At 38.0% G+C, this 19,457-nt stretch carries 21 protein-coding genes; all 21 read right to left on the bottom strand.

All coding sequences use genetic code 11. The features are described 5' to 3' along the window. Positions 1-87: 87 nt before the first annotated feature. The 21 genes from tsf to rpsP all read right to left on the bottom strand — a co-directional run bounded on the left by tsf (position 88) and on the right by rpsP (position 19,398). Entirely contained in the window at positions 88-969 is an 882-nt protein-coding gene (gene tsf, locus COJ96_RS03875; RefSeq protein ID WP_098571685.1) for a translation elongation factor Ts, read from the bottom strand. A 140-nt stretch (positions 970-1,109) separates the two neighbouring features. After that, entirely contained in the window at positions 1,110-1,814 is a 705-nt protein-coding gene (gene rpsB / locus COJ96_RS03870) for a 30S ribosomal protein S2 (RefSeq protein ID WP_098571684.1), read from the bottom strand. Between the two features lie 197 nt (positions 1,815-2,011). Beyond that, positions 2,012-2,791, bottom strand: coding sequence for a GTP-sensing pleiotropic transcriptional regulator CodY (codY, locus tag COJ96_RS03865; RefSeq protein WP_026566456.1), 780 nt, complete (start codon positions 2,789-2,791; stop codon positions 2,012-2,014). A gap of 121 nt (positions 2,792-2,912) precedes the next feature. After that, on the bottom strand, positions 2,913-4,316 hold the full coding sequence (gene hslU, locus COJ96_RS03860; protein WP_098571683.1) for an ATP-dependent protease ATPase subunit HslU: 1,404 nt from the start codon (positions 4,314-4,316) through the stop codon (positions 2,913-2,915). Positions 4,317-4,334: 18 nt separating this feature from the next. Further along, positions 4,335-4,877 carry an ATP-dependent protease subunit HslV gene (gene hslV, locus COJ96_RS03855; RefSeq protein ID WP_088086376.1) on the bottom strand — a complete coding sequence of 181 codons (543 nt, stop codon included), beginning with the start codon at positions 4,875-4,877 and terminating at the stop codon, positions 4,335-4,337. Positions 4,878-5,061: 184 nt separating this feature from the next. Next, positions 5,062-6,369 carry an FADH(2)-oxidizing methylenetetrahydrofolate--tRNA-(uracil(54)-C(5))-methyltransferase TrmFO gene (gene trmFO, locus COJ96_RS03850; protein ID WP_098571682.1) on the bottom strand — a complete coding sequence of 436 codons (1,308 nt, stop codon included), beginning with the start codon at positions 6,367-6,369 and terminating at the stop codon, positions 5,062-5,064. Between the two features lie 197 nt (positions 6,370-6,566). Further along, complete coding sequence (topA, locus tag COJ96_RS03845; RefSeq protein WP_098571681.1) at positions 6,567-8,645, bottom strand: type I DNA topoisomerase; 2,079 nt, start codon at positions 8,643-8,645, stop codon at positions 6,567-6,569. 346 nt (positions 8,646-8,991) lie between these two features. Next, entirely contained in the window at positions 8,992-9,879 is an 888-nt protein-coding gene (gene dprA / locus COJ96_RS03840) for a DNA-processing protein DprA (protein ID WP_098571680.1), read from the bottom strand. A gap of 87 nt (positions 9,880-9,966) precedes the next feature. Next, complete coding sequence (gene sucD / locus COJ96_RS03835; RefSeq protein ID WP_098571679.1) at positions 9,967-10,869, bottom strand: succinate--CoA ligase subunit alpha; 903 nt, start codon at positions 10,867-10,869, stop codon at positions 9,967-9,969. 22 nt (positions 10,870-10,891) lie between these two features. Beyond that, positions 10,892-12,052 carry an ADP-forming succinate--CoA ligase subunit beta gene (gene sucC / locus COJ96_RS03830; RefSeq protein ID WP_098571678.1) on the bottom strand — a complete coding sequence of 387 codons (1,161 nt, stop codon included), beginning with the start codon at positions 12,050-12,052 and terminating at the stop codon, positions 10,892-10,894. A 309-nt stretch (positions 12,053-12,361) separates the two neighbouring features. Next, complete coding sequence (locus COJ96_RS03825; protein ID WP_098571749.1) at positions 12,362-13,129, bottom strand: ribonuclease HII; 768 nt, start codon at positions 13,127-13,129, stop codon at positions 12,362-12,364. Between the two features lie 91 nt (positions 13,130-13,220). After that, positions 13,221-14,126, bottom strand: a complete 906-nt coding sequence (gene sdaAA, locus COJ96_RS03820; RefSeq protein ID WP_098571677.1) for an L-serine ammonia-lyase, iron-sulfur-dependent, subunit alpha — start codon at positions 14,124-14,126, stop codon at positions 13,221-13,223. Positions 14,127-14,158: 32 nt separating this feature from the next. Next, positions 14,159-14,821 carry an L-serine ammonia-lyase, iron-sulfur-dependent subunit beta gene (gene sdaAB / locus COJ96_RS03815; RefSeq protein WP_098571676.1) on the bottom strand — a complete coding sequence of 221 codons (663 nt, stop codon included), beginning with the start codon at positions 14,819-14,821 and terminating at the stop codon, positions 14,159-14,161. Positions 14,822-14,942: 121 nt separating this feature from the next. After that, complete coding sequence (gene ylqF / locus COJ96_RS03810; RefSeq protein WP_098571675.1) at positions 14,943-15,806, bottom strand: ribosome biogenesis GTPase YlqF; 864 nt, start codon at positions 15,804-15,806, stop codon at positions 14,943-14,945. A 65-nt stretch (positions 15,807-15,871) separates the two neighbouring features. Next, the gene (lepB, locus tag COJ96_RS03805) at positions 15,872-16,432 is read right to left on the bottom strand and encodes a signal peptidase I (RefSeq protein WP_098571674.1); all 561 of its coding nucleotides are present in this window, start codon (positions 16,430-16,432) and stop codon (positions 15,872-15,874) included. 219 nt (positions 16,433-16,651) lie between these two features. Continuing rightward, positions 16,652-16,996 (bottom strand): 50S ribosomal protein L19, encoded by a 345-nt coding sequence (rplS, locus tag COJ96_RS03800; RefSeq protein WP_026566443.1) that lies wholly within the window; start codon positions 16,994-16,996, stop codon positions 16,652-16,654. 145 nt (positions 16,997-17,141) lie between these two features. Continuing rightward, on the bottom strand, positions 17,142-17,885 hold the full coding sequence (gene trmD / locus COJ96_RS03795) for a tRNA (guanosine(37)-N1)-methyltransferase TrmD (protein ID WP_098571673.1): 744 nt from the start codon (positions 17,883-17,885) through the stop codon (positions 17,142-17,144). Next, complete coding sequence (gene rimM, locus COJ96_RS03790) at positions 17,882-18,400, bottom strand: ribosome maturation factor RimM (protein ID WP_098571672.1); 519 nt, start codon at positions 18,398-18,400, stop codon at positions 17,882-17,884. Before rimM ends, trmD begins: the two co-directional genes overlap by 4 nt. A 4-nt stretch (positions 18,401-18,404) precedes the next feature. After that, complete coding sequence (locus COJ96_RS03785; protein ID WP_098571671.1) at positions 18,405-18,800, bottom strand: YlqD family protein; 396 nt, start codon at positions 18,798-18,800, stop codon at positions 18,405-18,407. Positions 18,801-18,883: 83 nt separating this feature from the next. Beyond that, a complete protein-coding gene (locus COJ96_RS03780) occupies positions 18,884-19,114 on the bottom strand; it encodes a KH domain-containing protein (RefSeq protein ID WP_026566439.1) in 231 nt (76 codons plus the stop codon). Between the two features lie 11 nt (positions 19,115-19,125). After that, positions 19,126-19,398: a 30S ribosomal protein S16 gene (gene rpsP, locus COJ96_RS03775; RefSeq protein ID WP_088086361.1), complete on the bottom strand. Its 273-nt coding sequence runs from the start codon at positions 19,396-19,398 to the stop codon at positions 19,126-19,128. Between the last annotated feature and the right edge of the window lie 59 nt (positions 19,399-19,457).

The following is a 19,457-nucleotide window of genomic DNA, read 5'->3' as shown; positions in this document are numbered from 1 at the left end:
TTAATACTTTTTAAAAAAGGGAACACACAGTGTCCCCTATTTAATAACTATTTCGTAATATTCCCTTTTGCTCAAGAATATTTCAGATTATTTTTTAATTTGATTCATTACTTCTTCTGCAAAGTTATCTTCACGTTTTTCAATGCCTTCTCCTACTTCGTAACGAACGAATTCACGGATTGTAGCACCTTTAGATTCCACAAATTGACGTACTTTTTGATCAGGGTTTTTAACAAAAGTTTGATCAAGGACACATACATCTTCAAAATATTTTCCTAGGCGGCCTTCAACCATTTTTTCAACGATCTTTTCAGGCTTTCCTTCGTTTAGAGCTTGTTGAGTTAATACTTGACGCTCGTGCTCTACTTCGTCTTGTGAAACTTGATCACGGGAAACATATTTCGGCTTAAGTGCAGCAATATGCATAGAAACATCTTTTGCAGCATCTGCATCTGTAGTACCTTCAAGAACAGATAACACAGAAATACGGCCACCCATATGAATGTAAGCACCAAATGCATCGTTATCAGTTTTTGATAAAACTGTAAAACGGCGAAGTGTTAATTTTTCACCAATCTTAGCAATCGCAGCATTGATATGGTCTGCTACAGTCACGCCATTTTCCATTGTTTGTGCAGATGCTTCTTCAACAGATGCTGGGTTGTTTTTTAGAAGATGTGCAGCTAATTCTTTAACAAGTGCCTGGAACGCTTCATTTTTCGCAACGAAATCAGTTTCAGAGTTTACTTCTAGGATAACTGCATTGTTTCCTTCAGTAACAACATATGTTAACCCTTCTGCAGCGATACGGTCACCTTTTTTAGCCGCAGATGCAATTCCTTTTTCGCGTAAGAAGTCAATTGCTTTTTCCATATCACCATTAGTTTCAGTTAATGCTTTTTTACAATCCAACATACCTGCACCAGTTTTTTCACGTAATTCTTTTACCATTTGAGCAGTAATTGCCATAATGTAAATTCCTCCTTTATTTTTCTATGTATCCATATCTTAGCCAATGACAGCTAATATAAAACTTTCTTAAAAAAACCTTCTTAAAAAAAGGTGATAAAGGGTCTCCCTCTTATCACCTTTTCATTCAATCACTTAAATTAAGCTTGAACAGCTACTTCTTCACCTTGTTTTGCTTCAAGGATTGCATCAGCCATTTTACCAGTTAAAAGCTTAACCGCACGGATCGCATCGTCATTCGCAGGAATAACAACATCGATTTCGTCTGGATCGCAGTTTGTATCAACGATACCAACGATTGGAATGTTTAATTTCTTAGCTTCCGCAACAGCGATACGCTCTTTACGAGGATCAATGATGAATAGTGCATCTGGAAGTTGTTTCATGTCTTTAATTCCGCCTAGGAATTTTTCAAGACGTTCTTGTTCCTTCTTCAATTGTACTACTTCTTTCTTAGGTAGTACTTCGAAAGTACCGTCTTCAGACATTCTTTCAATATCTTTTAAGCGGCCAATACGCTTTTGAATTGTTTCAAAGTTTGTTAGTGTACCACCTAACCAACGTTGGTTAACATAGTACATACCAGAACGGCCTGCTTCTTCTTTAACAGAATCTTGAGCTTGTTTCTTTGTACCAACAAAAAGTACAGTTCCGCCGTTACCAGCAAGGTCCTTAACCCAGTTATAAGCTTCTTCAACTTTTTTAACTGTTTTTTGTAGGTCAATGATATAGATACCGTTACGCTCTGTGAAGATATATTTCTTCATTTTTGGATTCCAACGGCGTGTTTGGTGTCCAAAGTGTACACCAGCTTCAAGCAATTGCTTCATAGAAATTACTGACATGATTTTTTCCTCCTAATGGTTTGTTTTCCTCCGCTCACTTCATTTCTAAACAGAAACTGTCATTAACAGCACCATCTGTTTAAATCAATGAGCGTGTGTATTAACACCATGAAATAATATAGCATATGTGGTAATAACAATCAAGCATTACTTTACTAAAAAAACAAATTCCCTAGCTCGGCTAGGGAATGGTTTAATTAATTTGCTCTTAGTTTATCTAATTCAATCAAGAACTTATCATTTAAGACTTTGATATATGTTCCTTTCATACCAAGTGAACGTGATTCAATTACCCCAGCACTCTCAAGCTTTCTTAAAGCGTTAACGATAACTGAACGGGTAATTCCAACACGGTCTGCAATTTTAGATGCAACTAATAACCCTTCACGGCCATTCAGTTCTTCAAAAATATGCTCAATCGCTTCAAGCTCACTATATGATAATGAACTAATCGCCATTTGAACAACGGCTTTACTTCTTGCTTCTTCTTCAATTTCTTCTGATTTTTCACGGAGAATTTCCATTCCTACAACTGTTGCCCCATATTCTGCAAGGATTAAATCTTCATCATGGAATTTCGCTTCTAATCTTGCAAGAATGAGTGTTCCAAGACGCTCCCCTCCACCAATAATCGGCACAATTGTGGTTAATCCTGTACGGAATAAGTCTCCATTTTCCACTGGAAAAGCAGTATATTGGCTTTCAATATCAAGGTTAGAAGAAGTTTCTTGAATATTAAATAAGCCATTTGTATATTCTTCAGGAAATTGACGATCCTCAAACATTTTTTTCATTCTTTCGTTTTCAATTTGCTGATAAATTGAAAAACCAAGAAGCTTCCCGCGACGGCTGACAATATACACATTTGCTTCGATTGTTTCGCTCAATGTCTCGGACATTTCCTTAAAATTAACTGGTTTTCCAGCCGCCTTTTGCAATAGTACGTTAATTCTTCTAGTTTTTGTAAGTAAATCCATCTGTTTCTTCCTCCTAAGTAACTACAACCATTATTAAATTTTAATAAAGCAAATTTCTACATTTTTGGTATCTAATAAATGAACATCGCTTCCAAAATTTTCATAAAACAAATGTTCACTTTTATAGGATAAATTGACTTAAATCTTTGTTTTTCGAAATAGCACCGAGTTTATCATCTACATACTGTGGTGTAATAGTAACTTTCTCCATCGAAATATCTGGTGCCTCAAAAGATAAATCTTCTAAAAGCTTTTCAAGTATAGTATGAAGACGTCTTGCACCAATATTGTCTGTATTTTGATTTACTTCATATGCCACTTCAGCAATTCTACGAATAGCATCGTCAGAAAATTCAATTTGTATACCTTCAGTTTCCAATAATGCTTGATATTGCTTTATTAGTGCATTATCAGGTTCGATTAAGATCCTGAAAAAATCTTCCACAGTCAATTTCGTTAATTCAACACGAATCGGGAAGCGCCCTTGAAGCTCCGGAATTAAATCTGAAGGTTTGGCCATGTGAAACGCGCCGGCTGCAATAAATAAAACATGATCTGTTTTTACTGAACCATATTTTGTTACCACTGTTGAACCTTCAACCACAGGTAAAATATCTCGTTGGACACCTTCTCTTGATACATCTGCTGAAGAACCTCCAGAGTTCTTGCTAGCAATTTTATCAATCTCATCTATGAAAATGATTCCATTTTGTTCCGCACGATAGATTGCTTCAGACGATACTTCATCCATATCGATTAGCTTAGAAGCCTCTTCACTAGTTAACACCTTTCTAGCTTCACGAACAGTCAATTTGCGCTTTTTGCGTTTTTTAGGCATAAAGCTGCTTAATGCATCTTGCATATTCATTCCCATTTGTTCAATCCCTGAGCCTTGAAGCATATCAAACATGGATGGTGTTTGCTCTTCTACTTCCACTGTAACGATTTCTTCCTCAAGCTGCCCTAATGCTAATTTTTCTTTCACAATTTTTCTTTTTTCTGTGATTGAATAATCTTCTTGCTGAACTTCTGTATCTGTAGACGGATTGCCACCGCCAAAGAGCATCTCAAGCGGATTTTTAAAATTATTTGCTTTCTTAGCGGACGGAACTAGTAAATCGACCAGTCGGCTGTTTGCATTTTCCTCAGCCCGTTCCTTCACATTTTGCATTCGTTCTTCTTTCACTAAACGTACAGAGGTTTCAGCAAGATCTCTAACCATGGATTCAACATCACGCCCAACATAGCCCACTTCCGTAAACTTGGTAGCCTCAACTTTAATAAAAGGAGCGCCGACAATTTTAGCAATTCTTCTGGCAATTTCCGTTTTACCCACGCCAGTTGGCCCGATCATCAAAATATTTTTAGGGATAATTTCATCCCTAAGTTTTTCATTTAACAATCCTCTTCTGAAGCGATTCCTAAGGGCAACAGCCACTGCTTTTTTGGCATCCTTTTGTCCAATGATATATTGATCAAGTTTTTCAACGATTTGACGAGGGGTTAAATTAGTGGTTCTTCCCATAATATAAGTCTCCTTCCGTTATAGCTCTTCCACAATAATGTTATGGTTCGTATACACACATATTTCTGCTGCTATTTCTAAAGAAGCTTTCGCTATTTCCTTTGCAGACAAGTGGTCTCCTGAGTATTTCTTTAAGGCACGGCCAGCGGATAACGCATAGTTACCACCCGAGCCAATCGCTAGAATTCCATCATCAGGTTCGATTACTTCTCCAGTTCCTGATACAAGCAGTAAATATTCACGATTCATAACAATTAGCATTGCTTCAAGCTTCCTGAGCACTTTATCGCTTCTCCACTCTTTAGCAAGCTCTACCGCTGCTCTCTGAAGGTTTCCGTTAAATTCCTCTAATTTTCCCTCAAATAGTTCAAAAAGGGTAAATGCATCTGCAACAGAACCGGCAAAACCAGCAAGTACTTTTCCATTAAATATCTTTCTTACTTTTCTTGCTGTGTGTTTCATCACTACCGCATTACCAAATGTCACTTGTCCATCACCTGACATTGAATATTCACCATTATGATGGATTGCAAATATCGTTGTCGCATGAAATTGGTTCATAAAGATGAACCTCCTTTTGGAGTGATTTCGATTTAATTTTCGCACAGATAATTATGTAACATGTGAAATTTCAATTTGTAAATACTCTATAATTAACTTTAAGAAAATATTCACATTTGTCATAATATTTTCTTCGCAAGGGCTATTAAATCGTAACATACTTCTAATTCCCTTGCAATAAACTTTACAAAACTTTCACAAAGTTCTGAATTGTTTCTAGCGCTCGATTTGCGTGTTGTAAATTTCTCTCTTGCTTTCCTTTAATTCTTACCGGCAGTTCGGGGAATAAACCAAAGTTTGCATTCATTGGCTGGAAATTCTTAGCGTTGGTAGTCGTAATATAATGCGCCATACTTCCAATCGCTGTTTCTTCCGGAAATTCAAGTGGATCCAATCCTTGGCTTAACCTCGCGGCATTTATTCCTGCAATTAACCCACTTGCCGCAGATTCAACATAGCCTTCTACCCCTGTCATTTGACCGGCAAAGAATAAATCTTCTCTGTTCCGGAATTGATAGGTCGCTTTTAAGACTTTTGGAGAATTGATAAACGTATTCCGGTGCATCACACCATAACGGATAATTTCTGCATTTTCTAAGCCAGGAATTAATTGAATGACTTCCTTTTGTGCGCCCCACTTTAAATGTGTCTGAAAACCGACAATATTAAAAAGTGTTCCAGCCGCATCATCTTGACGAAGCTGCACTACTGCAAAGGGCCTTTTTCCTGTTTTTGGATCCTCTAATCCTACTGGTTTTAACGGACCGAACAGCATCGTTTTCTTTCCACGTGACGCCATTACTTCGATGGGCATACACCCTTCAAAAAAAACTTCCTTTTCAAATTCTTTTACAGGAACTGTTTCAGCAGTGATTAGTGCGTCATAAAAACGGTTAAATTCTTCTTCAGTCATTGGACAGTTCAGGTATGCTGCTTCGCCTTTATCATAACGGGATTTTAAATAAACTTTTTCCATATCAATACTATCTTTTTCAAGTATTGGTGCAGCAGCATCGTAAAAATAAAGATATTCCTCACCTGTCAGCCCCTTAAGTTTTTCAGAAAGATCCGGACTTGTTAGTGGGCCAGTGGCAATAACTGTTATGCCCTCAGGAATTTCCGTAACTTCTTCATTTACTACCGTCACATTTTCATGATTTTTTACCATTTCAGTCACTTTAGCTCCAAATTCATGTCGGTCTACTGCCAGCGCACCCCCGGCAGGTACAGAACAAGCATCAGCCGCCGCGATGATGACGGAATCAAGTTTTCTCATTTCTTCTTTTAATACACCTACTGCATTTGTTAATGTATTAGCACGTAAAGAATTACTGCAAACTAATTCTGCAAATTTATCTGTATGGTGGGCAGGTGTTTGCCTCACTGGTCTCATCTCATAAAGTCTTACTTTGACCCCGCGTTTTGCAATTTGCCATGCTGCTTCACTTCCTGCAAGACCCGCCCCAATTACATTTATAGTTCCATCCTTCATTTATTATCCTCCTAATATTAACCTTGGTTTATGTAAATGTGGAAAAGTTCACATACCTATCATTACCTTTCCCACAATTTAGTCCATCTTGCATTGTACTATACGAATGAAAAAGAAAAAAGTTTTAAGTAATGTGGAAATGTTTTTAATTATGATTAAAACAAAATGAAAAGAGTGGACTTTGTCCACTCTTCCCCCTAGTTTTGCGGTTCCTCTTTGTAATCACAACTAACACATTGAACTTGCACGCCTTTTTTTAATTTCTTTTCAACCAGCATGCCTTCACATTTAGGGCATTCCCTTGGAAGTGGTTTATCCCAAGAGATAAATTCACAAGCAGGGTATTTTGTGCACCCGTAAAATAATCTCTTTTTCTTACTTTTACGCTCAATGATTTGTCCTTCTTTACAACTCGGGCAAGTTACTCCGATTTCTTTGACAATTGGTTTTGTATTCCTGCAATCAGGAAAATTGCTGCAAGCCATAAATTTCCCATACCGTCCCATTTTAAAGACCATAGGGTTCCCACAGTTCTCACAATCTTCCCCTGCAGGCTCATCTTTGATTTCAACCGATTGCATTTCTTCTTCAGCTTTTTTTAGATGAATTTCAAAATCTTGATAAAACTCATCGATAATATTGACCCAAGGGACCTTACCATCTTCGATATTATCTAAGCCCTGTTCCATTTTTGCTGTAAATTCGACGTCTAGAATATCTGGGAAAAACTCTAAAATTAACTCATCGATAATTTCACCAAGTTCGGTAGGTATAAATCTTTTATTATCGAGTGCTACATACCCCCGCTTTTGAATTGTGTCGAGGGTTGGTGCATATGTCGACGGACGGCCAATTCCCAGCTCTTCCAGTGTCTTAACCAATCTTGCCTCCGTATACCTTGGTGGTGGCTGAGTGAAGTGCTGCTTAGGCTCGATGTCCTTTTTAAATACTTCATCCCCAACTTTTAGATCTGGAAGCATTTTATCCTTTTCATCTACATTGTCATCTGAACCCTCCACATAAAGTTTCATAAAACCAGGAAACTTGATTTTTGAACCATTTGCTCGGAAGAGAACATTCCCATTTTGCAAGTCTACACTCATAGTATCCATAACAGCTTGTGCCATTTGGCTCGCTAAAAACCGTTCCCAGATTAATTTATATAGACGCAGTTGGTCTCTTGATAAAAATGATTTTAAGCTATTGGGATCTCTCAAAGTACTTGTCGGGCGAATCGCTTCATGTGCATCTTGGGCGTTCGATTGTTTCTTCTCTTTTCTTTGCTCATCTTTTAAATAATCTTCCCCATACTCTGAGCGGATGTACTCAGCAGCCTCGGTTTGTGCGACATCTGAGATCCTTGTTGAATCCGTCCTCATGTATGTAATCAGACCAACCGTTCCTTCTTTTCCAAGCTCAATCCCTTCATATAACTGCTGTGCAAGCATCATCGTTTTCTTAGCTCGAAAGTTTAATTTTCGGGCTGCTTCTTGTTGCAAAGATGAAGTTATAAAAGGTGGCGCAGGGTTTCTTTTTCGTTCTTTTTTTGTAACTGACATGACTACAAACTTATTGTCATCCATTTGGCTTAGAATACTTTGAACATCTTGTTCAGATTTAAGTTCAAATTTTTCTTTGCCTGCTAAGGAAAAATATTGGGCACTGAAATGGTCTTTTCCTTTTAAAAACTCGCCATCAATCGTCCAATATTCTTCTGGGACAAAGGCTTTGATTTCATTTTCTCGATCGATAATAAGACGGACAGCAACAGATTGAACTCGACCTGCACTTAAGCCTTTCTTTACCTTTTTCCAGAGAAGAGGACTGATATTATAGCCTACAAGCCGGTCAAGAATTCTACGTGCTTGCTGGGCATCCACCAAATCCATATTAATTGGACGTGGATGCTTAAAGGATTCTTTTATCGCATCTTTTGTAATTTCATTAAAAACAACTCGACAATCAGAACTAATGTCGACTGATAAACTATGGGCTAAATGCCATGCAATTGCTTCCCCTTCGCGATCCGGGTCAGCTGCGAGATAAATTTTTTTCGCTTTTTTAGCTGCTGTTTTTAAATCTTTTAAAACAGGACCTTTTCCACGAATCGTTATATATTTTGGTTCATAGCTATTTTCTACATTAACCCCCATTTGGCTCCGTGGCAAATCGCGAATATGTCCCATTGAAGCTTTTACTTTATATTTATTTCCTAAATATCGTTCAATCGTTTTCGCTTTTGCCGGCGATTCAACGATTACAAGAAAATCAGCCATTTAAATATCCTCCTTAAGAGGGAAAGTGTAGAAGCGCCCCGATTCTGGCAAAATTTCTGTTTCTAAGGTGCTTTTCATGTGAGAAGCTTTCCTACATACCAGTTTTACCTAAAATGACCGGAGAAAATACTTTACAAAACTGCCCTATCCCAAAGTTTTTCTTTTATATGTGTTTTACATAATTATTTATTCCATGTGCAAATATTCTTTTTTTCGAACATCTGTTGGAAAATGTATAACAAATTAGAAATTATTGCAACCTTTTTAAGCTAATTTCTCCATTTATTCATAAAAACCTTTAAAAATAAACAATTTTTTCTTAAAAATTTATAGGTAATCTAAAGTTTTATCTAATTTCAACTAATATATCCTCCGCACCGGTTACCAGCTTTGCCCCTTGTTGAATTAGTTCATTTGCTCCGATTGAATAAGGGTTAAAAATGCTTCCAGGTAAGGAAAATACCTCTCTTCCCTCATTGACCGCAAAATTGGCGGTAATCAGAGAACCGCTTTTTCGCTTTGCTTCTATAATAAAGGTCCCCTTAGACAAACCACTAATGATTCGATTCCGCGATGGAAAATGCCATCTGAGCGGCTTAGTATCCGGGGGAAACTCTGAAAGAACAAGTTGATTTTTCATCATTTCTAAAGCTAAGTTCATATTTTCCTTTGGATAAATATGATAAAACCCACCTGCTATCACGGCAATAGTATTTCCACCATTTTTTATCGCATATTCATGTGCAAGTGCGTCAATCCCTCTTGCCAAACCACTTACTATAAGGATTCCCTTATCTATTAAACCAGGAAAAATCACTCGAATAGCATTTTTTCCATACTGGGTAGCCTGACGGGAACCAACTACGGCAAGTTTGGGGTCTTTTTCGAGGAGGGAGAGATCACCCTTGGCAAACAATGCCCATGGTGGTTGATAAATTTCTTTTAACAATGAAGGATATTCTTTATCTAGAATAGTGATCACAGCTATATCATTGGTTTCGTATTGGCGGATTTGATCTCGAATGATATCAGGATTAAATGAAGAGTTAGAAGAATTATCTGAAGAGTTGCTTGAGGTACTAGGTGAAAATAAACTAGTCTGGTGTGGGAAATGGGTTTGGAATTTATAGACGTTTTTCAGGGTTGGGTCTTTTTTTAGCATTTGGAAAACGGTGCTCCAAGAAATATCTGGATAATGTAACAAAGATATCAGTTTCTCCTTAAAGTCGTCCATTTTTAATAATTTCCTCCTTATAATTTTAGATTAGACAAATAGCCCCTCATTTATGAGGGACTGATTGTTAAACACTAGCAGTAAATATTAGTGTGTTTTACACTTTTCGTATAAACCTTGTTCTTTTAACACTTCAATTAAAGTTTCACCCATAACAGATGGAGTATCAGCAACTTTAATTCCGCACTCGTTCATGACACGAATCTTTTCATCTGCCGTACCTTTACCACCTGAAATAATCGCACCTGCATGGCCCATACGTTTCCCTGGAGGAGCTGTACGTCCACCGATGAAGCCGACTACAGGTTTTGTCATGTTCGCTTTCACCCATTCAGCTGCTTCTTCTTCAGCTGTACCGCCGATTTCACCAATCATGATGACAGCGTATGTTTCAGGATCTTCATTAAATGCTTTTAAAACATCGATGAAGTTTGTTCCATTCACAGGGTCCCCACCAATACCGACAGCAGTTGTTTGACCAATACCAGCTTGGGTTAATTGATGAACAGCCTCGTATGTTAATGTTCCAGAGCGGGATACAACACCAACATGTCCTTTTGTATGAATGTAACCAGGCATAATTCCGATTTTACACTCATCAGCAGTGATCACACCCGGGCAGTTTGGACCAACTAAGCGGGTCTTTTTGCCTTCCATATAACGTTTTACTTTTACCATATCTAAAACTGGAATATGTTCAGTGATACAAATGGCAAGATCCAACTCAGCATCGACAGCTTCGATAATCGCATCGGCAGCAAATGGTGCAGGTACGTAAATAACAGAAGCTGTAGCACCTGTTGCAACAACAGCATCTTTAACCGTATTAAAGACAGGAACGCCTTCTACTTCCATTCCGCCTTTACCTGGAGATGTCCCACCAACAATTTGTGTTCCATATTCAAGCATTTGTTTTGTATGAAAAAGGGCAGTTGAACCAGTAATCCCTTGAACAATAACTTTTGTATCTTTATTAATAAAAACGCTCACATTAATTCCCCTTTCTATGATCCTATTTCACTAATGAAACGATTTTTTGTGCGCCATCAGCCATGGATTCAGCAGCAATAATTTCAACAGTTGACTCGGCTAAGATTTTCTTACCTAATTCAACGTTTGTTCCCTCTAAGCGAACTACAAGCGGAACACTTAGACCAACCTGCTTAGCTGCTTCTACTACACCCTCAGCAATAACATCACACTTCATGATTCCACCAAAGATATTAACGAAAATACCTTTTACGTTTGGATCAGAAAGGATAATTTTGAATGCTTCTGTAACTTTCTCAGCTGTTGCGCCGCCCCCAACATCAAGGAAGTTAGCAGGGTCGCCGCCGTAATGTTTAATAATATCCATCGTTGACATAGCAAGACCTGCACCATTAACCATACAACCAATGTTTCCGTCCAAAGCAACATAGCTTAAGTCGTATTTAGATGCTTCGATTTCTTTTGCATCCTCTTCTTCAAGGTCACGATACTCAAGAACGTCTTTTTGACGATATAGAGCATTCGAGTCAAAGTTTAATTTTGCATCAAGAGCCATTACCTTACCATCACCTGTAACAACAAGCGGATTAATTTCTGCGATGGAGCAATCTTTATCGATATATGCATTGTATAGCGCTGTCATAAATTTAACAGCTTGATTAATTAATTCTTTTGGAATATTAATATTGAATGCAATGCGACGTGCTTGATAAGGCTGTAAACCTACAACCGGATCAATTTCTTCTTTGAAAATTTTCTCTGGAGTCTCTTCAGCAACCTCTTCAATTTCCGTACCGCCCTCTTCTGAAGCCATTAAAACAACTCGAGATGTCGCACGGTCTAATACTAGTCCAACATAGTATTCTTTTTTGATATCACAGCCTTCTTCAATAAGGAGGCGTTTCACTTCTTTACCTTCTGGACCTGTTTGGTGTGTTACTAACGTTTTTCCGAGGATTTCGCTTGCATATGTACGAACCTCATCAAGGTTTTTTGCTACTTTAACACCGCCGGCTTTACCCCGTCCACCAGCATGGATTTGTGCTTTTACTACACAAACTTGTGTACCTAATTCTTTCGCTGCTTCCACTGCTTCCTCTACAGTGAACGCTACTTTTCCATTTGGAACCGCAACCCCGTATTTTCTGAGGATCTCTTTCCCTTGATACTCATGGATATTCATTTCCCATCCTCCTATTCAAACTCTTCTAAAAACTGACTCCGTTTTCATTTTATATAATGATACATACCTTGTCTACCATTATGCTAAAAAATTATATACTTCTTAGAAATATTCTAAATTGTCAATTATTTTTTTCGATTTTACACAGGAAGTTAGCACCTCATTTGGAATAATTTGTTTCCTAATATAATAATAAAAAACAAGCTTTGCCTGTTTTTTATTACAGACTGTCGACAAATCCGAAGGATTTCGGGTTTTAAATCGACAATCTTTTTTGTATGGCTACATTAAACTAGTCTGTTGATTTCCTTAAACAAAGTCTTTGACTGGTGCGAAGGTCTTTCTGTGATACGATGTAATTCCATGTTGTTTAATTGCATCGATATGTTCTTTCGTTCCATAGCCCATGTTTTGTTGAAATCCATAGACTGGATAAGTTTGTGAAATTTCCTTCATCAATGTATCTCTTGCTACTTTTGCTATAATCGATGCTGCAGCGATTGAAATACTTTTGGCGTCACCCTTAATAATAGATTCAGAGGGGAAGGGAATTTCAAGTTTCATTGCATCAATAAGTAAAAAGTCTGGTTTAGGTCCTAAAGATGCAATAGCAACATTCATTGCTTTTTTTGTCGCTTGATAAATATTCATTTCATCAATTTCCTGCGCATGAATCATAGAAATGCTGAAGGCAATGGATTCTTTTCTAATGATTGAATCGTATTCCAAACGTTTTTTTTCAGACAGCTTTTTAGAGTCGTCAATTCCTGCAAGAAAAAAGTCATGTGGTAAAATGACAGCCGCTGCAACCACTGGACCTGCAAGCGGTCCTCTTCCGACTTCGTCAACACCTGCAATCATTTCAAAACCTTTTAAACGCCATTTATGTTCATAAACATTCATTTCAGCAAATTTTTCTTTTAGCTGTTGTTTCTCGGCATATTTCTTTTTCCATCTATGTACCAACTGTTGAACACCTTTACGCTCATCTTGAAGAAGGTCCAATAAGAACGGATCAGATTCGATCACGATATTTTCTATTCGCTTTTCAATCTCTGCGATGGTTAATTGTTTCATTCTATCACCTGCAATTTCGATCTTATCATTTTCTATTAACAAGCAAAATAACACCCAATCTTTCATTCGCATTGGGTGTTATTCATACTTTTTAGGATAATACTAAGTCTTTTAATTTGAATGGTTTGTCATTTCCAAAAATTTCTTGTTCTAATCTTTTCCCTGTTGAAGTCGCTGCAAGTCCGCCTTCGGCTGTTTCTCTTAAAGCAGATGGCATGGATTGACCTATTAAAAACATAGCATGTATGACTTCGTCACATGGGATTCTACTTGTAATTCCCGCCAACGCCATATCTGCAGCAGTTATCGCATTAGATGCGCCCATTGCATTCCGTTTTACACAAGGAACCTCAACTAAACCAGCAACTGGATCACATACTAATCCAAGTATATTTTTCAAGGTGATCGCCATCGCCTCGGCTGCCTGCTTAGGCGAACCGCCTGCTAATTCAACAATCGCTGCAGCTGCCATTCCACTCGCTGAACCTACTTCTGCTTGGCATCCACCTGCAGCGCCTGAAATAGAGGCATTATTTGCGACTATGAAGCCGAATGCCGCTGCCGTAAATAAGAATTCTATCATTTCTTGGCGAGTTGGATTTAATTTTTCTTTTACTGCAAATAATGTTCCAGGTACTACGCCTGCTGAACCAGCTGTTGGTGTAGCACAAATCACACCCATCGCAGCGTTCACTTCATTAGTTGCCACAGCCTTACTAACGGCATCTAACAAAATCGTCCCCCCTAGGGCTCGGCCACTCTTAATATAGTTTTGAAGCAACACTGCGTCGCCGCCAGTTAGGCCTGTATGGGAGTGTACTCCCTTCAAACCTCTTTCCACCGCTTGTTCCATTACTGCTAAATTCCTATCCATTTTAGCTAGAACTTCTTCTCTAGAAAGTCCTGAAACTTCGATTTCTTGACGAATCATGATTTCTGCAATTTTAACTTGATTTTCCTCTGCAAGTTGCACAAGTTCCACTACATTTCGAAACATATAAACACCTCCAGATGTGTCCTTAAGTCAATCTATTCAGCCATTCGAATGATTTGCGATACATTGGAAAGCTGTTGTAATTCCTCAATTACCCTGTTATCAATTTTTTGGTCCACTTCAATAACCATTAAAGCCATTTCACCTTTTTCTAAACGCGAAACTTCCATATGCCCTATGTTAATTTCATATTTTGATAACACACTTGTTACGGCTGAAATGATACCAAAACGGTCTTGATGTATAACTAATATTGCAGGATGTTCACCCGAAAGTTTCAATGTCAATGAATTTAATTCAGTTATCTCGATCGTTCCACCGCCAATTGAAATCCCAACGAGTTCAAGTTCGTTATCTTCATGATACAAATTTATTTTCACGGTATTAGGGTGATCTGTTACTGCCACTTCAGTACAAAAGATCACCTCTAACCCCATTTCTTTTGCAATATCCAAGGATTTTGGCATTCGTTCATCAAATGTATCTAAATCCAACAGTCCAGCCACAATGGCAAAGTCTGTTCCGTGTCCTTTATAGGTTTTTGCAAATGAACCGTACAATGAGATGACTGCTTTCTTTGGCAGCTGACCGAATAAGGTTCTTGCTACACGGCCAATTCGAGCTGCGCCTGCGGTATGAGAGCTTGATGGTCCAATCATGACTGGACCAATAATATCAAATGCAGATCGATATTTCATTTAGGATGCTCCTTTATTTTCTATACAATTATATTACAAGATATAAGGCAAAATAGCCTCCGATAAATACTGGGAAAAATCCATAAAAAAGACTCTCCGTCGGGAGAGTAAAAACTAATTCTTATTCAGTAATAATATCATCAGGTCGTTCAAATGTTATCCGGCCAAATTTCTCTGACCTAATTTCCTTGATGACTAGTTCAGATACTTTATCATAATCAACGATACCTCCAGCTGCAAGGCATCCGCGCAATACACCTATTTTATCAAACATCTCGACAACATCGTCAGGAAGAGTTTCAAGATTGTAACGCTCCTTTAAGCGCTCAGGATATTCTCTTTCTAAAAACCTAAGTACATAAACCGTGAGATCTTGGAGGTTCAGTAGTGTATCTTTGATTGCTCCGGTAACGGCCAGTTTTTTGCCAACTTCTTGGTCCTCAAACTTTGGCCATAATATTCCCGGCGTGTCTAGAAGTTCCATTTCCTTCCCTACTTTAATCCATTGTTGGGCTTTGGTAACACCTGGAGTATTACCCGTTTTAGCGATATTTTTCTTCGCTAACCGATTAATCAAAGTCGATTTACCGGCATTAGGAATTCCTACTATCATTGCTCGAATCGCCCGTGGATTCGTTACCCCTCTTGCTCTGAGACGGTCAAATTTTTCTTTTAATATTTCTTGTGAAGCTTGCGCAATATCTCTCATACCTTCCCCAGCCTGGGAGTTAATTGCTAGTGCTTTAATTCCTTTTTCGGCAAAGAAGTTTATCCATTCCTTAGTTGCATCCCTATCAGCCATATCTGCTTTATTTAACAAAACAAGCCTTGGCTTATGCTGAATAATTTCATCAATCATTGGATTTCTCGAAGAGTAGGGAATCCTCGCATCCACCAATTCAAATATAATATCAACTAACTTTAACTTTTCTGTAACCTCTCTGCGAGCCTTAGCCATATGGCCTGGAAACCATTGGATTGTCATGACCCGGCCACCTCCTCTAAAAGCTTAAGCGCCTTGATCAAGGCGCTGTAACTGTGTAGTAAAATCTATTTCACTGATACAATATGGGCATCATTTAATGGCCAATAAACGAAACTTGTTTTACCAATAATTTTATCATAAGAAATGGTCCCAATATGGCGACTATCTTTACTGAAGCGACGATTGTCACCCATGACAAACAATTCACCTTTTGGAACGGTTTTACGACCAACAGCTGTTTCATCCAAGGTAAATGGATCGGTTAACGGTCCATCCTCAACTTCTTTTTTATATTTATCCAAATATGGCTCTTTATACGCTTTTCCATTAACATATAATGTATCATCTTTATACTCAATGGTGTCGCCGGGCAGTCCAATTACGCGTTTTATATAATCCTTTTGCTCAGGAGCATGAAAGACAATGATATCAAACCGCTTTGGCTCCCCAATATTATAACTAAACTTATTTACTATCATTCGATCCTGATCCTTCAATGTAGGCATCATCGATAACCCATCGACAACAATTGGAGCAAATAAAAAGTATCGAATAACAGCAGCCAAGATAACTGCAATCAAAAGAGCCTTTGTCCATTCCCAGAGTTCATTTTTCTTTTTTGTCATCGCAATCCCCGCCAATCTCAGTAAAAAAATGTTTTATAAAGCTTATTTTACATAACTTCAACAAATTTAACACGATGGGAACATATTTTTTAATCAAACTTTAATAATTTGTTAAAAAACAAGCAATAAATTGGTTAACTCCAAATATATCGTTAAGGGTTTCAAATCAATATACATAAAAAAAGAGCCTGCTTTCGAGCAAGCTCTTTTTCTCTTCTATTATCGGATCTCTTTAATTCTTGCTTTTTTACCGCGAAGGTTACGCAAGTAGTAAAGCTTAGCACGGCGAACTTTACCGCGACGAAGTACTTCTAGCTTCGCAATTTTTGGTGTGTGTACTGGGAAAGTACGCTCAACGCCTACTCCGTAAGAAATTTTACGAACTGTAAAAGTTTCGCTAATTCCACCACCACGACGCTTAATCACAACACCTTCAAATAACTGAATACGCTCACGAGTACCCTCGACAACCTTAACGTGTACACGTACAGTGTCACCAGGACGGAAAGCAGGAAGATCAGTACGAAGTTGTTCTTTTGTGATTTCTTCAATCAATTTTTGCATCGTTTTCAACTCCTTCCAACAGACGCTCATGCACATCAAACTTCTAAATCCATTGCAGCGGAACATCGTTATAAGACTACAATCTGATAGGTATCAGCTCAAGTCACAAGAAGTATCATACCATAATTACTAGACACGCGCAATACTACTTGTATTCTTTTTTTATTTCTTTAAGCCATTTTTCCTGCTCATCAGTTAATTCCATTTTCCTGAAAAGGTCTGGTCGTCTTAAAAATGTTCGACGTAATGCTTCTTTATTGCGCCATTCTTCTATTAACTTATGATTCCCTGACATTAGGACTTCAGGAACCTTCAGGCCGCGAAAATCCGCTGGTCTTGTGTAGTGAGGATGCTCTAACAGTCCCGTACTGAAGGAATCTTTCATATGTGATTCCTGATTGCCTAGCACCTCTGGCAGAAGTCGGACAACACTATCAACTACCACCATTGCACCAAGTTCACCACCAGTCAGGACATAATCGCCAATCGAGATTTCATCTGTTACCACATGTTCTCTTATTCGTTCATCGTATCCCTCATAATGACCGCAAATAAATATTAAATGCTCTTCTTTTGCCAGTTCCTCTGCTTTTACCTGTTCGTAGCGTTCACCTTGAGGGCAAAGCAGAATGACCCTTGGGTTCTTACTTTTAGCATTATCCTTCAGTGCTGATACGGCATCAAAGATCGGCTGTGGTTTTAGAACCATCCCAGCACCGCCGCCATAGGGATAATCATCAACAGTAGAGTGTTTGTTATCTGCATACTTACGAAAATTTATCACATTGTAACTGACTGCAGATTTTTCAGCCGCTTTATTCAAAATTGATTGACCAAATACCCCAGAAAACATTTCTGGGAAAAGGGTAAGGATATCAATCTGCATCATGAAAGCAGCCCTTCCATCGGTTCAATTAAGACGACTTTTTCTTTCACATCTACTTTCTTGACCACATCATGGATATAAGGGATGAGTATTTCTTTGCCTCCCTTACCTTTAACCACCCAGACGTCATTGGCACCAGGAGATAAAATTTCAGAGACTTTTCCAAGTTCTTCTCCTCTTGTTGTAGCAACAAGACATCCTATAATCTCATGGTAATAAAATTCATCTTTCTTAAGTGTACCTAATTGGGATTCAGGAACCTTCAAAATTCCTTCTCTGAACTTTTCTACTTCATTGATATTGTTATACCCTTCAAATGTAAGTAATTCAAAATTTTTATGAGTTCGATGGCTTTTGACTGTTAATTCAATCGGCGAACTTGAACCCGGCATAAACAAATATAAAACATTACCAGCCTTATAGCGTTTTTCAGGGAAATCAGTCTTTGATATGACCCGGACTTCCCCCTTAATTCCCTGTGTGTTAACAATTTTCCCAACATTAAACCATTTTTCCATTTCATTATTCACCTTCTCTAATTTCCTCAATTATACCGTCTTTAATGATAATCTCAGGCTGTCCTGTGCGTTCATTCCAGGAATCGCCTATTTTCACTTCAATGAGTGCTTGTACTTCCTTTTCCTTTAATTCACTGCCTAAAGGTAGCATATGTAATTGTTCGATTTGAAAGTCAAGAAGCTTTTCTTTTTCTAAACGTTTACTGATTTCTTTTTCAAAATGAGCCTTCAACGCTTGAGGTGAAAAATTTTTGGTTTTTTCCATCCGCTTCAATTCAAATTGAAGCTGACTGTTTTCCCGTTGAAGCTGTAGTTTTTTAGCCTCATATTGATGGAATAATTTTTTCTTACTATTTTCCGTTAGAATTTGTTTAACCACAACCGTTTGAATGATTTGCAAAGAAAGGGCCTCCCTTACGTCTACACATTCGTATGCAAAAAAAGGGAGGAATTAATTCCCCCCTTTCTTCTCGGTGCAAAAAGCTATTCACCAATTTCTAGAAAAATTTTCTTTTGTTGTGATGATCCTGCTGCATAAACAACAGTTCTAATGGCCTTTGCAACACGCCCTTGTTTACCAATCACTTTTCCCATATCTGTTTTATTCACAGACAGCTGATAAGTAATCCGGGTATCGTCTTCCTTAACATCCACATGGACGTCTTCTGGAAAATCAACAAGGGGCTTAACAATTGTTTCGACTAATTGTTTCATCGTCGTCCGTTTTACTTACTTAATTTTGCATTATGGAATTTTTCCATGATGCCTTGGTTAGAGAAAAGGTTACGAACTGTATCAGATGGTTTCGCACCGTCTTGTAACCATTTAAGAGCTAGTTCTTCGTTGATGTCAACTTTTGCTGGTTGTGCAACTGGATTGTAAGTTCCAACAACCTCGATGTAACGTCCATCACGTGGTGAACGAGAATCTGCTACTACAATACGATAGAAAGGAGTTTTGTTAGCTCCCATACGTTTTAAACGAATTTTAACTGCCATTTTAAAAAAGCACCTCCGAATAGTTTCACACAAGATAGTATATTATCAATTCTTTTAAA

Origin of the sequence: Bacillus sp. AFS073361 (assembly GCF_002567005.1) — a bacterium.
GTDB lineage: Bacteria > Bacillota > Bacilli > Bacillales > Cytobacillaceae > Neobacillus.
This window is presented reverse-complemented; position numbering and strand designations above follow the sequence as displayed.